This window comes from Parabacteroides sp. Y3-G-102, assembly GCF_023656845.1.
Lineage (GTDB): Bacteria > Bacteroidota > Bacteroidia > Bacteroidales > Tannerellaceae > Parabacteroides > Parabacteroides distasonis.
Genome location: NZ_JAMOKU010000015.1, coordinates 83,585 through 97,956 on the forward strand (window position 1 = coordinate 83,585; position 14,372 = coordinate 97,956).

The 14,372-nt window shown below is 44.0% G+C and carries 11 protein-coding genes; 5 read left to right on the plus strand and 6 right to left on the minus strand.

The genetic code is table 11. The annotated features are described in order from the left end of the window. Positions 1–232: 232 nt before the first annotated feature. A complete protein-coding gene (locus tag NBH16_RS09580; RefSeq protein WP_005859241.1) occupies positions 233–1,165 on the minus strand; it encodes a tyrosine-type recombinase/integrase in 933 nt (310 codons plus the stop codon). Between the two features lie 98 nt (positions 1,166–1,263). After that, a complete protein-coding gene (gene secDF / locus NBH16_RS09585; protein ID WP_005859243.1) occupies positions 1,264–4,263 on the minus strand; it encodes a protein translocase subunit SecDF in 3,000 nt (999 codons plus the stop codon). A gap of 172 nt (positions 4,264–4,435) precedes the next feature. On the opposite strand from secDF, the gene NBH16_RS09590 reads away from it, so the two are divergent. Both NBH16_RS09590 and NBH16_RS09595 read left to right on the plus strand, forming a co-directional pair. Next, positions 4,436–5,410: a DUF4468 domain-containing protein gene (locus NBH16_RS09590; RefSeq protein WP_005859245.1), complete on the plus strand. Its 975-nt coding sequence runs from the start codon at positions 4,436–4,438 to the stop codon at positions 5,408–5,410. A gap of 20 nt (positions 5,411–5,430) precedes the next feature. Beyond that, positions 5,431–5,985 (plus strand): DUF4468 domain-containing protein, encoded by a 555-nt coding sequence (locus tag NBH16_RS09595; protein ID WP_005859247.1) that lies wholly within the window; start codon positions 5,431–5,433, stop codon positions 5,983–5,985. Positions 5,986–5,995: 10 nt separating this feature from the next. On the opposite strand, the gene NBH16_RS09600 is transcribed toward NBH16_RS09595, so the two are convergent. Genes NBH16_RS09600 through NBH16_RS09610 form a run of 3 tightly spaced genes read right to left on the minus strand, consistent with a single transcriptional unit; the run spans position 5,996 to position 8,684 of the window. Next, positions 5,996–7,093, minus strand: coding sequence for an endonuclease/exonuclease/phosphatase family protein (locus NBH16_RS09600; protein WP_009276208.1), 1,098 nt, complete (start codon positions 7,091–7,093; stop codon positions 5,996–5,998). Positions 7,094–7,102: 9 nt separating this feature from the next. Then, positions 7,103–7,981 carry a rhomboid family intramembrane serine protease gene (locus NBH16_RS09605; RefSeq protein ID WP_012056087.1) on the minus strand — a complete coding sequence of 293 codons (879 nt, stop codon included), beginning with the start codon at positions 7,979–7,981 and terminating at the stop codon, positions 7,103–7,105. Next, on the minus strand, positions 7,962–8,684 hold the full coding sequence (locus tag NBH16_RS09610; RefSeq protein ID WP_005859254.1) for a rhomboid family intramembrane serine protease: 723 nt from the start codon (positions 8,682–8,684) through the stop codon (positions 7,962–7,964). Before NBH16_RS09610 ends, NBH16_RS09605 begins: the two co-directional genes overlap by 20 nt. A gap of 186 nt (positions 8,685–8,870) precedes the next feature. On the opposite strand from NBH16_RS09610, the gene NBH16_RS09615 reads away from it, so the two are divergent. The 3 genes from NBH16_RS09615 to NBH16_RS09625 all read left to right on the plus strand — a co-directional run bounded on the left by NBH16_RS09615 (position 8,871) and on the right by NBH16_RS09625 (position 11,927). Continuing rightward, positions 8,871–9,143 (plus strand): HU family DNA-binding protein, encoded by a 273-nt coding sequence (locus NBH16_RS09615; protein ID WP_005859256.1) that lies wholly within the window; start codon positions 8,871–8,873, stop codon positions 9,141–9,143. A gap of 102 nt (positions 9,144–9,245) precedes the next feature. Continuing rightward, the gene (argS, locus tag NBH16_RS09620) at positions 9,246–11,039 is read left to right on the plus strand and encodes an arginine--tRNA ligase (protein WP_250788425.1); all 1,794 of its coding nucleotides are present in this window, start codon (positions 9,246–9,248) and stop codon (positions 11,037–11,039) included. Between the two features lie 9 nt (positions 11,040–11,048). Beyond that, complete coding sequence (locus NBH16_RS09625; RefSeq protein ID WP_005867660.1) at positions 11,049–11,927, plus strand: VIT1/CCC1 transporter family protein; 879 nt, start codon at positions 11,049–11,051, stop codon at positions 11,925–11,927. 76 nt (positions 11,928–12,003) lie between these two features. On the opposite strand, the gene topA is transcribed toward NBH16_RS09625, so the two are convergent. Next, complete coding sequence (gene topA / locus NBH16_RS09630; RefSeq protein ID WP_008772731.1) at positions 12,004–14,352, minus strand: type I DNA topoisomerase; 2,349 nt, start codon at positions 14,350–14,352, stop codon at positions 12,004–12,006. Positions 14,353–14,372 lie beyond the last annotated feature (20 nt).

Here is a 14,372-nt window from a genome sequence, read left to right on the forward strand (position 1 = left end):
TCCATCTCTACATGATGTTATATGGAATTTACTTCGGATAACGTGATGATTTCGGGAATAACGAGGCCATTTCGTTTCTATTGCCATGTCTATACATCAGAAATAAGAACGAAGATTTAAAGAGAATTAAGGTTGAAACACAAACAAAGCCTAATGTTTGCTTGTGTTATGTTATTTTTTACTACATTTGCGGCATGAAATGAACGCTACTCGCCAAGTAGCGTACTTTTCTTCACCCTACTTTCGGCGCATAATTATACACACTCTCGAAACAAAGTTTGTTTACGGTTGAGAGTTTTTCTAAAGAGAAACTCTTCAAGTATATTTGCGTAGTCTTGATAGATTTATGCCCTAACAGTTCACTGATCATCTCAATCGGTACGTTTTGCTCCTTCAAGGTCGTGGCGAAAGAGTGACGAATCGTGTATGAGGTAACCCGAGTATGAATGCCAATGGATTCCGACAGTATTTTCAATCTGCGGTTAAAACCTCCTAATACGGTATTATATTCCTTGTAGGCATCCTCACCGGTCTTCATTCCCTCTAAAAAAGGAAACAGATAGGGCGAATCCTCGGTTGTATCGGCTGCCAACTCATTCAGCAGCCCTTGTGCCTCCGCTGGGATCTCCACCTGTATAAGGGATCCGCTTTTCTGCCGATAATAAGACAAGATCCCTTCCTTGATATCCTCCTTTCGCAAATGCGCCAAATCTACGAAAGCCATCCCGCAAAACAAAAACATCAGGCAAAAGGCTGATTGGGTCCTCTTCTGTTGCGGATCTGTCACCGGGCTTGTCATCAGCAAGCGTAAGCTTTCCGAAGGCAACGCCTTTTTACGTTTACTCTCAACCCCCGTAAACACATGCTTAAACAAATGAGGAATATAGGCAGCCTCACCCACCTCTACCGCTAAATTATAGATGTGACGAATCCGGCGCATATAAGTAGATACCGTGTTACGAGCACATCCCTTGGCCAACAGCCAAGATTGATAACGCAAAAGTGTATCCCGATTAATATACGCATAAGGAATCTCTTCCCGGCCACAAAAACATTTAAACGACCTCAACGCATCTTGATAACTCTTCGCCGTGGAATAACGCTTTTTCTCACGCAGGCAGGTGATATACGTAAGTACACCCACCACAAAATCATTCTCATTCATACTTTATCTCCTTAAGAATTAATACATAAAAAAATCCTCTATCTCTCCGTTGGCACGGGAAAGATAGAGGATCTTCATAAAATCCTTAAAGAAATATATTATTTTCCTGCTTTCTCAGCAGCAGCTTTCTTATTGATCTTCTTCTTCTGCAACTCGTAAGCGATCGGAGTAGCAACGAACAAGGTAGAATATGTACCGATAATGATACCTAATAAGATAGCGAACGTAAAGCTTCGGATCGTGCTACCGCCCAAGATGAAGATACACAATACAACCACCAATGTAGTCAATGATGTATTAAATGTACGACACAAGGTAGAGTTCAACGCATCATTGATCACTTGATAACGATCACGCTTCGGGTACAAAGCGATCGTCTCACGGATACGGTCGAATACAACCACGGTATCATTGATAGAGTAACCGATAATCGTCAAGATAGCTGCGATAAACGTCTGGTCTACCTCCATTGAGAACGGAAGAACCTTCCATAACAAGGTATAGAAAGAAATGATACACAATGTAGTCGTAGCAACAGAGGCGAACGCACCCACAGAGAATGACACATCACGGAAACGAAGCAGGATATAAGCGGCCATACAGATCATGGCGAAGATTACCGCTAAGATAGCGCTATTCTTGATATCGTCTGCCATGCTAGGACCCACCTTCTGCGAACTCTGTATGAAAGTAGTCGTGAACTCATCTAATGTAGTTCCTTCCGGAAGTAAGGATTTCACGCCCTCAAACAATTTATTCTCGATCTCTTGATCTACCGTAGGATCGTTATCATTGATCTTATAGTTGGTAGACACACGTACTTGATCAGCTGTACCGATCTGGATAACACTAACAGAACCGTCTAACTGAGCGTCCAGCATATTACGAACATCGTCAGTCTTCACCTCTTGATTGAAACGGATCACGTAATTACGTCCACCCGTGAAATCGATACCATTATTCAAGCCGATCGTCATAAAAGAGATAGCACCTAAAACGATGATTGCCGCCGGAATTAAATAACCGACTTTGCGAGCACCCAAGAAATTGATCTTCGGGTTTGTCAACAAGTCTTTCGTAATAGAAGTCGTGAATGTCACGTTCTTCAATTTATCTTTCGCTAACAATGCCTCATAAACGATACGAGTCAAGAACACGGCTGTAAGGAATGAAGCGAACAAACCGATGATCATCGTCGTAGCGAAACCACGGATAGGACCCGTACCGAAATAGAACAATACGATACCGGTAATGATAGATGTCAAGTTTGAGTCGAAGATAGCGGAGAACGCATTGCTGTAACCGTCGGCGATAGCCTTTCCTAAAGACTTACCGGCACGAAGTTCCTCTTTCGTACGCTCATATATCAATACGTTAGCATCGACTGCCATACCCAGCGTCAACACCATACCGGCAATACCCGGCAAGGTAAGAACGGCTTGGAAAGAAGCAAGGATACCCATCGTGAAGAAGATGTTCAATACCAAAGCACCGTCGGCGATCAATCCCGGAATCAATCCGTAGAATGCGCACATATAAACCATCAACAGCACCAATGCCAAAACGAAAGAAATCACACCGGCATTGATAGCCTCTTGTCCCAAAGACGGACCAACGACATCTTCTTGAACGATATGTACGGAAGCAGCCATCTTACCCGATTTCAATACGTTCGCTAAGTCCTTCGCCTCTTCCGGTGTAAAGTGACCGGTGATTTGTGAACGACCTCCCGTGATCTCATCGTTTACGTTCGGAGCGGAATAAACCATCTCATCCAAAACGATAGCGATCTGGCGACCGATATTCTCTTTCGTCAAACGAGCCCAAGCCTTAGAGCCTTCGGCATTCATAACCATGTTAACCATTTGCTCTGAACGACCGGCTTGTTGCATAAAGTCAGCGTTAGCATCTGTTACTACGTCACCACCTAAAGCGGGACTTCCGTCACGGTTCGTTACCTTCAAGGCATATAACTCAAAGAACTGCTCTTTATCATCGATCGCCTTTACACCCCATTTTAAAGCCAAGTTACGAGGCAATACCTCTTTCACTTGTTTCATGTTCAGGTATTCGCTGATCTTCTCCATATCTTTTGCTTGAGCGATACCTACCGTCGAACCCGGAGACAACTGACCGTTGTACTGGCTAATCTGCAATAAAGCAAATAATGGATGTTGCTTAGCGAACTCTTCCATGCTTTGATTAGCTTCCGTATCTTTTTTATCTTGACCGAGCTCAGCCAACAAAGAATCGGCCTCACTTACATTCGCATCAGCGGCATCAGCGATTTTCTCAACATTATCGGTAGCAACAGAATCAGCGGAAGCCTCCTTACTTAGGATAGTAGCCAATACATTATCAGCGGCAACCAATTGTTGATAGATTTCCGGCAACTTATAAGTTTCCCAGAATTCCAAGTTAGCGCTACCTTGAAGCAACTTACGAACACGTTCCGGTTCTTTCACACCCGGCAACTCAACCAAGATACGACCCGCTGTCTCCAAACGTTGGATGTTCGGAGAAACCACACCGAAACGGTCGATACGAGTACGCAATACGTTGAATGAGTTATCAATCGCACTCTGCAACTCTTGTTTCAAAACAGAAACAACCTGAGCGTCTGAGCTCTGGGGCGTGATTTTATCTTTTAACTCGAATGTACTGAAAATAGCGGAAAGACGTGCGCCGCTATCCAACTTCTTATACTCCTCAGCGAAAAGGTCGATGAAATCTTTTTGGCTAGTCGCTTGATGCGCATAAGCTAAATCCAACGCCTTGTTGAAATTCTCGTCTTGGTTGTTGTTAGACAACGAACGGATTACATCCGCCACGTTCAACTCAAGGACAACGTTCATACCGCCCTTTAAGTCAAGACCTAAACTAATTTCCATTTCACGGCATTGCTTAAGCGTATAGCCTAACCATACCTTCTGAGTAGATAGTGAGTCTAAATAAGCACTCTCTTTCGCAGGATCTCCACCCGCATACTCAGCGGCTTTACTGTTGTAATGTTGCGTCACGAACGAGAACGACAAATAGAACAAACAGACAAGCGTAAGTAACACCGCGAAGACCTTTACAAATCCTTTGTTTTGCATCTGAATCTTAGGTTTATGTTATTACATTATTTATATTCGTTTTTTCACAGGGTGCAAATATAGACTTTTTTTCTTTGATAAAGAGCAATTAGTATAATTATTTGTCACGCTCATAGTTTATTTCAAACGCAAATGTATATCTTTGGGGCTAAAATAATAAGGAAAATATACCATGAAACAGTTATTATTCGCTCTGTTATTTATCCCCGCCCTGCTATTCGCACAAGAGGATCAACACTATCTGGCAGGGGCCGTTCCGGTTGCAGACGGTAAAGTCGTTTTTACCCGAGAGATTAATGCCCCCTCTTTAAGCAAGGCACAAATCTACCAACAACTATTAAAATGGGGACAAGAAAATTTTAACACAAAGGAAAGTAGAGTAGCTTATCAAAATGAGGCAAAAGGCGAGATCGCCATTATCGGGGAAGAATATATAGTATTCTCCAGCACAGCCTTATCCCTCGATCGGGCGATGATGAAATACCGTATTATCATTGAATGTAAGGAACATGCTTGTACCCTGCAACTTGCGGGCATCCGATATGAATATAACGTGTCTTACCAGAACGAGCCGGAGAAATACCTAGCCGAGGAATGGATCACGGACGAGTATGCCTTGAATAAGAGCAAGACGAAATTGAACCGTATCAGCGGTAAGTTCCGTAAGGCCACGATTGACTTCGCGGATAAGACGTTCGATAGCGCAGCCAACGTATTAGGCGCACAGTTGCTGACAGCCGCACCGGTAGAACCAGTATCCGCTCCGCAACGGGAAACACGACCTGTGGCACCGATGGAAGGTTTCGTAGCGTTCCAAGCGGACAAAATACCTAGCACGATCCTCCAAATGTTACCGGACAACGCTTTACAGATCAAAGCCGTAAAAGGAAATACGACCGACGCAAACGTTGAATGGAAAGGCATAGGCAATATGTTCGGTAAAACGATCAGTACAATCTCCATATCCAAAGATAGTCCTGCTTATAAAGCGATTGGCAATAACGATGTATATCGATTATCCTTCTCCAAGCCCGGCACATCTGCCGATGCGCCATGGATTATTATCGAGTGCCGTAAACAAGGCGAGACCTCCGAAGGACAGCAAACGATGTTAATCGGCGAGATTACGAATGTATGGATCAAATAACGAAAAAGAGAGTTGCATTTATGAAAAAGATTCTATTATTAATATATATGATGTTCCCTGTGCTAGTCATGGCGCAGGGGCATAAAGGCGAGGTAGACGAATGCGCCCCCATGAAAAACGGGAAGGTATGCTATAGTGATGATGTAGAGATCGAGAATACCTCTAAACTAGAAATATTCAACGCTATTAACGCATGGGCTAAGAAATCTTATGGAAAAGATGTCTTCTTATCCAACGTAAACTCGAACAAGAACAAAGGGACCATCTTCGTAAGCTCTAAGGTTGAATTATTGTTGAATGATACAGACAAGACTATCATTAAATATAAAATGCGTATCACCTGCTTCGACAACCGATACACGATCGAGGCAAGCGATATCGTATATCAATATGATCCGCTAAACGATAAAAAGTACAAGACCTATAAAGCGGAAGATGTGATCGCCAATAATGGGGATAGCAATACGATAGCGCTGATCAAAGATCCTAAGCTATTCTGTAACGCTACCTTCTTCTTTGTCGAGAACTTGTTCGCCGACGTATTTGACGCTGCGCAGAACGCAGAATCCGAGTGATGAAACCCTTTTATTCAAGTTTCAAATAACACCATAACGGGTAGTGGTCTGAATAAGCGACCTTATCCACGGAACAATTCATAGAGGTCATGTTCGGGGAATGCAGGATATTATCGATACGGAACCAGAAGAAATTTTGATTATAGGTAATGCCCATTCCCCGGCCAGACTCGGCAAAGGCATCCGTCAAATCCCCTTGGATCGTACGGTGCGCATAAGAAATAGGCGTATCATTAAAGTCACCGCATACTAAGACATAATCTCCTTTCGCGTTCTTAATCTCTTTTGATACCGCTTCCGCTTGCTTAGCCCGAATCCGGAAAGCAGGTCCTAGCTTTTGCTCGAACGCTCCTTTCAAATCGTCCAACCCATCCGAGCTAAAGCTCTTTATAAGGGATGAATAACGGGTCCGATCCTCCATCGTCAGCTTAAAGGATTCCAAATGGTTATTAATCAAGGTCAACTTCTTTCCCTTGATGTTCACTTCATGTACGGAAGAGCCGTTATAATCCGAATCGTATTTCACCATCCGGGAATTCGACAGCGGATATTTGGAGAACACAGCGATGCCGAAACTCTGGAATTTCGTGGAGCTTTGATAAAATACGGAACGATAAGGATACATGCTCAACGCATCATAGATCTTAGAGGCAGTAAGGCTCTTCTCTGATTTAGCCGTGGCATATTCCTGCAAACAAACAATATCTGCGTCCGAGTTAGCGATATATTGGATAATCTTGTTCGGAGCTATCTTCGTATGATTCTTGTACCCAAAAGCCATCACATTATAAGTCAGCACCTTCAGTACCTCTTCCCGAGGGACATCCTTATGCGAGTGAAACGGAAAATAGCGTTTCACGGGACCCCAACATAACAAGAAGGAGAATATGCCGATCAATAAGAACTTCCATTCCCATAAGAACAGCCAATAGATAATAAAGCAAAGATTGACTACACATAAGACTGGAAAGGCTAATCCCAGATAAGATAACGTCATACTCGTCTCAGGAGACACCCGATCCGAGTAAGCCGAGACTATCAACAACACGACAGCCACCACATTCGCTACGACAAATAAGAATTGAAGAAAAATCCGTAGAGTTTTCATAAGTATCTGTTATTTCTTACTGGCGTCGAAAAGTCGCTTTTTCTCTTCAGCGGAAAGGCTCTCATAACCGGAACGTTTCAATTTATCCAGTATAGTATCTAGATCCACCGACTCCTGATGTTTGCGTGCGTTATACTCATAATCCGTTTCGTTACGTTTATAAGTCACACGCATCTTCGGTTTCCGTTTGCCCAAATTCACGAACCAGTCGATCAACCGATTCATTGGAGCGGTCAAGTCCTTTCCATTACGAATACGGGAAGCGAACCACATACCAAACAAAGCCCCGCCGATATGGGCGATATGTCCTCCCGCATTATCAGAAGTCATCGCCAACAAATCGATCACCAGCGTAAAGATAGCCAAATAAATTAATTTGATCCTTCCGATCAAGAATAAATTAATCTCCAAATCCTTCCGGTAAAACGACACGGCGAAAACGATCGCCATAACAGATGCCGAAGCCCCCATCAAATAGCTAAAAGAAGCCACGTTCTGGAAATAAGGGAAAATATTATAAGCAAGGACAAACAATATCGCACCCGCAAGACCTCCCAATATATACAAGCCTCCCAACTGCCGCTCATTGAAGAAATTCAAGAACAATCCCCCGAACCAATACAACCAAAGCATATTGAACAAGATATGCAAGAAGTCAAAATGAGTGAACATATAAGTAAACAACGTCCACGGACGGAAGAGCAAAAGTTCCGGAGAAGCCGGTAACTGCAAATACTGCAAAAAAGGTACCCCTTGCACATTAAAGAGCATAAACAATACGCTGGCCAAACGTATCAAGATAAACAAGCCTACATTTATATATATCAGTTTCGACAGGATATTACCCGACTGAAACATACGCTTCAAATTAGTAAAAATACCGTCCATTGTCTGCATCTTTCTTTTTCCAATAACGAATTAGGAAATAACCGAATAACATACCCCCCAAATGAGCGAAATGCGCTACCGTATCGCCACCAAAACTAGCCACACCCATAAATAGTTCGGCAAGACCATAAAATATTACGAAATATTTGGCTTTAATCGGGATCGGTATGAACATCAAGTACAAAGGAACATTCGGGAAGATCATCGCGAATGCCAACAAGATTCCGAATACGGCACCCGAAGCGCCAATGGTCACGAAATAATTCAAAAACTCGCTTTTGCTGATAATCTGGGCTCCATTCAAGTTTATCATGTCTTGGCTAGCGAAGATCACATCCCGCAAATTAAAGAACCATACCACTTCTTGTACCAAACCGGCGCCTATACCCGTCACGAAGTAAAAAATCAAGAAACGTTTGGGGCCCCATACGTTCTCCAATACCCGGCCGAACATATAAACGGCGAACATATTAAAAAACACATGCGCGAACGAATGGGTATCGTGCATGAACATATAAGAAACGATCTGATAAGCCTTGAAGTCGGTAGCACCCGGGAAGTGAAGCCCTAATAAATCCACCAAATCGATGCCGACTTTCGGCAGTGCAAGGCTGGCTACCCAAAATAGCAAGTTTATAATGATAAGATTTTTCGTTACCGGCGGGATACTATTCAAGAACCCCGAATTTGTCTGATTCATCATATACTACGTTAATTTAGCGGCAAAGGTAAATATATTTTAGTCGTTTTTGCCCATAATAATACTAAAACATATGTAAATCGGTAAAAAAAGTAGGTTTTTCTTTTGTGATATTTCAAAATAAAACTACATTTGGAGCCGTCTATCGGTTATCATAGTTTTGTTTAATATATTAACAGTCAAACCATCATGAACAAATCAGAATTTATTAGTGCAGTCGCTGAAAAATCAGGTCTCAGTAAAGTGGATGCTAAAAAGGCAGTAGAAGCTTTTGTTGACACAGTTTCTAACGAATTAAAAGAAGGCGGTAAAGTCGCTCTACTTGGCTTCGGTTCATTCTCTGTGTCAGAGAAGGCCGCTCGTAAAGGTGTTAACCCGAAAACTAAAGAAACCATTGAAATCGCAGCTCGCAAGGCCGTGAAGTTCAAGGCTGGTGCTGAATTGAACGAGCTAATCAAATAAGAAACACCATTATTCTCTATAGAAGAAGGATACGATGCAAATTGTATCCTTTTTTTGTGTACCTTCGCGTACAAATAAAATCCGAATTATAGTTAGACGAATATGGTTATCGAACAACAGATTACCGGGGCTATCATAGCCGGCATCAAAGAGCTGTACGGAGCGGATGTCACCGCTAGCCAAGTGCAGTTACAAAAAACGAAAAAAGAATTCAAGGGGCACTTGACCCTAGTCGTATTCCCATTCCTTCGCATGTCGAAGAAATCTCCGGAGCAGACCGCTCAGGAAATCGGTGAGTACTTGTTGAGAAACGAGCCAGCGGTAGCTGAATTCAATGTAATCAAAGGATTCCTTAACCTGACGGTCGCTTGCTCTTGCTGGATCGATTTACTAAACTCGATCAATAAGCAGCCCGCTTACGGTATCATTCCGGTTACCGAGCAGTCGCCTTTGGTTATGATCGAATATTCTTCTCCCAATACAAATAAACCGCTTCACTTGGGCCATGTCCGCAATAACTTATTAGGATACAGCTTATCGAAGATCATGAAAGCGAACGGTAACCAGATCGTAAAGACGAATATCGTAAACGATCGTGGTATCCATATCTGTAAATCCATGTTGGCTTGGCAGAAATGGGGAAATGGAGCTACCCCAGAGTCTACCGGAAAAAAGGGCGACCATCTGATCGGTGACTTTTACGTATTATTCAGCAACAAATTAAAAGAGGAGACCCATGCGTTAGAAGCGAAAGGCCTTACCAAGGAAGAAGCCGAGGCTCAATCCACCTTGATGGCGGAAGCCCGTGAGATGCTTCGTAAATGGGAAGCCGGAGACCAAGAGGTGCGTGCGCTTTGGGAAATGATGAATAATTGGGTATACGCCGGGTTCAACGAGACTTATAAGATGATGGGCGTAGATTTCGATAAGATTTATTACGAGTCTCAAACGTATCTGGAAGGAAAAGGTAAGGTGATGGAAGGCCTAGAGAAAGGGATTTTCTATCGCCGTGAAGACGGCTCCGTATGGGCTGATTTGACGAAAGACGGGCTGGATGAGAAATTATTGCTTCGTGCGGATGGAACTTCCGTCTATATGACGCAGGATATCGGTACCGCCAAGCTGCGCTTCGACGATTACCCGATCAATAAGATGATCTATGTGGTAGGGAACGAGCAGAATTATCACTTCCAAGTATTATCGATCTTATTGGATAAGTTAGGCTTCGAGTTCGGCAAAGGATTGGTCCACTTCTCCTACGGAATGGTAGAGCTACCGGAAGGTAAGATGAAGAGCCGTGAGGGAACGGTCGTAGATGCCGATGATTTGATGGCCGAGATGATCAGTACCGCACGTGAGATTTCCCAAGAATTAGGGAAATTGGACGAGATGACTCCGGAAGAGGCTGAGAATATCGCCCGAATCGTAGGTCTTGGCTCCTTGAAATATTTCATATTAAAGGTAGACCCTCGCAAGAATATGACGTTCAACCCGAAAGAGTCTATCGACTTCAATGGGAATACGGGACCATTCATCCAATATACCTACGCCCGTATCCGTTCCGTATTGCGCAAAGCGGCGGAACAGGGCATCGTATTACCGGAGCAGTTACCGCTTACTTTCGCCATTTCCGAGAAAGAAGAGAACCTGATCCAAATGATCGCCGATTATGCGGAGATCGTGAAAGAGGCAGGTAAGCTATACAGCCCGGCCTGTGTCGCCAACTATATTTATGATCTGGTAAAGGAATACAATCAATTCTATCACGATTTCTCCATCCTTCGCGAAGAGAATCCGGAATTGAAGAACTTCCGTTTAGTCTTATCCGCCAATGTAGCTAAGATCGTGAAATCCGGTATGGATTTATTAGGCATCGAGGTTCCGGAAAGAATGTAACGATAGAAGATGAACATAAACGAGAAAACAAGAAAGGCTCTCCTTCGATTTCAACAAAATGAAATCACGGAGAGCCTTCTCTATACGCAACTCGCCGCTATCGAGAAAGATCCAAGCAATAAGGAAGTATTACTACAGATAGCGAATGACGAGAAAGGACATTATACGATCCTGAAAAAGTATACGGGGCAAGAGATCTCCCCGAATAAATTACGCGTCACCAAATACTACTGGTTGGCACGTATCTTGGGGATTACTTTCGCCATTAAGCTAATGGAAGGTAGCGAGGAAAGCGCCAAGAATGATTACGCCTCTTATGATGAGTATCCGGATTTGCAACAAATCGCACGTGACGAGGATGAGCATGAGCAGAGGTTGATCGCCTTGATCAATGAGGAACGGTTGGAATATATGGGTTCTGTCGTACTGGGGCTAAATGACGCTTTGGTAGAATTTACAGGTGCTTTAGCAGGCTTTACCCTTGCCTTGAGCGACTCTAGATTAATAGCGTTGACCGGAAGCATCACTGGAATAGCCGCCGCATTATCCATGGCTTCCTCCGAATATCTATCTACCAAGTCCGAGAATGGAAATGAAAACGGGAAACATCCTGTTAAGGCATCGATCTATACGGGAATAGCTTATATCTTTACGGTAGTCGCCTTGGTCGCTCCATTTATCTTTATATCGAACGTATTAATGGCTTTAGGGCTTATGCTCATCATAGCGTTGAGTATCATCGCCCTTTTCAACTATTATTATTCCATAGCGAGAAGCGAGAGTTTCCGGAAGCGTTTTACCGAGATGGCAGTACTTAGTTTTAGCGTGGCCGCATTAAGCTTCTTGATCGGATATGCGTTAAAAGAATTTACGGGCATCGATGTCTAAAAAATCATAGTTATGTTTTGAAAAATTCATAGTTATGAGTTTAGTAAATCATAACTATGAATTTTTAGAGCTATAATCAAGCCTTTTTCCGTGTCGTACGTTTCTTCGTCGCAGCAGGTTTTTCTCCCGCCTCGGCGATTATCTTCTGGCATTCCTCCAAGGTCAAGTTCTCTGGTTTCTCTATCGTCTTAGGGATTCTGTAATTCTTTTTCTTATAAGAGATATAAGGGCCGAAGCGACCATTCAAGATCTCCATTTCCGGGTCCTCATCGAACTTCTTGATAAATCGTTGCTCATCCTTTTGTTTTTTTGCCTCGATCAACTCGATAGCTTCCTCGGCTGTTATCGACAAAGGATTCAAGCCCTTCGGTATGGATACGAACTTTCCGTCATGACGGATAAACGGGCCAAAACGTCCGACAGCGGCAACCATGACCTTACCTTCATATTCACCGATCGTACGGGGTAGATCAAACAATTTCAAGGCTTCTTCCAAAGTAATCGTCTCGATAGATTGCCCCTTCATCAAGGTTGCGAACTGAGGTTTAGGAGCCTCTTTATCCTCTGGGTGCGCCTGCCCGATCTGTACGACTGGGCCATAACGACCGATCTTCACGAAAACAGGTTTGCCGCTCTTCGGATCGATACCCAATTCACGCTCACCCACTTTATGCTCCGTACGGACAGAGGCTGCCTCTTCCACGATCGGATGGAATAGTTTATAGAATTTATCGATCGCATCCGTCCATACCATCTCGCCTTCCGCTACGGCATCGAATTCCTTCTCCACGCTCGCCGTGAAGTTATAATCCATAACGCCTGGGAAATACTCCATCAAGAAATCATTCACGACCGTACCGATATCGGTTGGCATCAACTTATTCCGGTCCGCTCCTACGATCTCCGTCTTTTGGACTTCCTTGATCGTATGCTGAGCCAAGGTTATGATATTATAAGTACGCTCCGTTCCTTCCTTATCCCCTTTCACGACATACTCTCGATTCTGAATCGTCTGGATCGTAGGCGCATAGGTAGAAGGACGACCGATTCCCAATTCCTCCAAACGGCGAACCAAACTTGCTTCCGTATAGCGGGGAGGACGTTGCGTGAAACGTTCGGTAGCGACGATATCCTTCATACTCAATACCTCGTTCAAGGTAACCGGAGGAAGAAGGCCGTTTTCCTGTTCCTTCTCATTCTCGTCATCAAAACTCTCGCGGTACACCTGAAGGAAACCGTCAAAAGTAATGACCTCACCGGTAGCCACGAACTTCTCTTTCTTGCCGCCGATGCCTACGGAGATCGTCGTACGCTCCAACTCGGCGTCCGCCATCTGGCAAGCGATCGTACGTTTGCGGATCAATTCGTATAATCTCTTTTCCTGAGCGGTCCCGCTTATCTCATCATTGCTGATATAGGTCGGACGAATCGCCTCGTGCGCTTCTTGCGCTCCCTTGCTCTTGGTATGATATTGACGGAATTTATAATATTTCTCACCGTAGGTATCCAAGATAGCTTCTTTTGCCGTCCCCAAAGCCAAATCACTTAAGTTCACGGAGTCAGTACGCATATACGTGATCAATCCGGACTCATACAGGCGTTGGGCGATCATCATGGTCTGCGAGACCGAATAACCCAACTTACGGGCGGCCTCCTGCTGCAAGGTAGATGTCGTAAAAGGAGGGGCTGGTGTTTTACGCACCGGCTTTTTCGAGATATCATCGATCGTGAAAGAAGCGTCCTTGCAAGATTCAAGGAATGCCTCCACCTCTTCCTTATCTTTCAAACGACGGTTCAGCTCCGCCTTGAGGATTGTCGTACCATCCGGCAAGATAAAGCTGGCGATCACACGGTAAGCGGCCTCCGAGACAAACTCGTTGATCTCTCGCTCCCGCTCTACGATCAGACGTACGGCAACCGATTGCACGCGCCCTGCGGATAAAGCCGGCTTCACCTTACGCCAAAGAATGGGGGATAGCTCGAAACCCACGATACGGTCTAAGATACGACGGGCTTGCTGCGCGTTCACCAAATCGATATTGATATCTCTCGGCGTCTCGATCGCATGTAATATAGCGTTCTTGGTAATCTCATGAAAAACGATACGTTTCGTATTCTCAGGTTTCAATCCTAATACCTCATATAAATGCCAAGAGATGGCCTCTCCCTCCCGGTCCTCATCGGAAGCCAACCAAACCTGCTCGGCTTTCTTCGCTTCGTTCTTCAATTCGGTCACGAGTTTCTTCTTGTCAGAGGGAATCACGTATTCCGGGGCATAATTGTGTTCGAGGTCTATACTGAAATCTTTCGTTTTCAAGTCGCGGATATGACCATAGCTAGACATAACCTTATAGTCCTTTCCGAGGAACTTCTCGATGGTTTTTGCCTTGGCGGGTGACTCCACTATTACCAAATTCTTTTGCATATCTATTTTTTGCTGGTTAG

What these genes read in the sequence shown, in the direction of transcription:
- NBH16_RS09580 (WP_005859241.1), bottom strand. Translation starts at nt 1,165, where the DNA reads ATGAATGAGAATGATTTTGTGGTGGGTGTACTTACGTATATCACCTGC.
- secDF (WP_005859243.1), bottom strand. Translation starts at nt 4,263, where the DNA reads ATGCAAAACAAAGGATTTGTAAAGGTCTTCGCGGTGTTACTTACGCTT.
- NBH16_RS09590 (WP_005859245.1), top strand. Translation starts at nt 4,436, where the DNA reads ATGAAACAGTTATTATTCGCTCTGTTATTTATCCCCGCCCTGCTATTC.
- NBH16_RS09595 (WP_005859247.1), top strand. Translation starts at nt 5,431, where the DNA reads ATGAAAAAGATTCTATTATTAATATATATGATGTTCCCTGTGCTAGTC.
- NBH16_RS09600 (WP_009276208.1), bottom strand. Translation starts at nt 7,093, where the DNA reads ATGAAAACTCTACGGATTTTTCTTCAATTCTTATTTGTCGTAGCGAAT.
- NBH16_RS09605 (WP_012056087.1), bottom strand. Translation starts at nt 7,981, where the DNA reads ATGGACGGTATTTTTACTAATTTGAAGCGTATGTTTCAGTCGGGTAAT.
- NBH16_RS09610 (WP_005859254.1), bottom strand. Translation starts at nt 8,684, where the DNA reads ATGATGAATCAGACAAATTCGGGGTTCTTGAATAGTATCCCGCCGGTA.
- NBH16_RS09615 (WP_005859256.1), top strand. Translation starts at nt 8,871, where the DNA reads ATGAACAAATCAGAATTTATTAGTGCAGTCGCTGAAAAATCAGGTCTC.
- argS (WP_250788425.1), top strand. Translation starts at nt 9,246, where the DNA reads ATGGTTATCGAACAACAGATTACCGGGGCTATCATAGCCGGCATCAAA.
- NBH16_RS09625 (WP_005867660.1), top strand. Translation starts at nt 11,049, where the DNA reads ATGAACATAAACGAGAAAACAAGAAAGGCTCTCCTTCGATTTCAACAA.
- topA (WP_008772731.1), bottom strand. Translation starts at nt 14,352, where the DNA reads ATGCAAAAGAATTTGGTAATAGTGGAGTCACCCGCCAAGGCAAAAACC.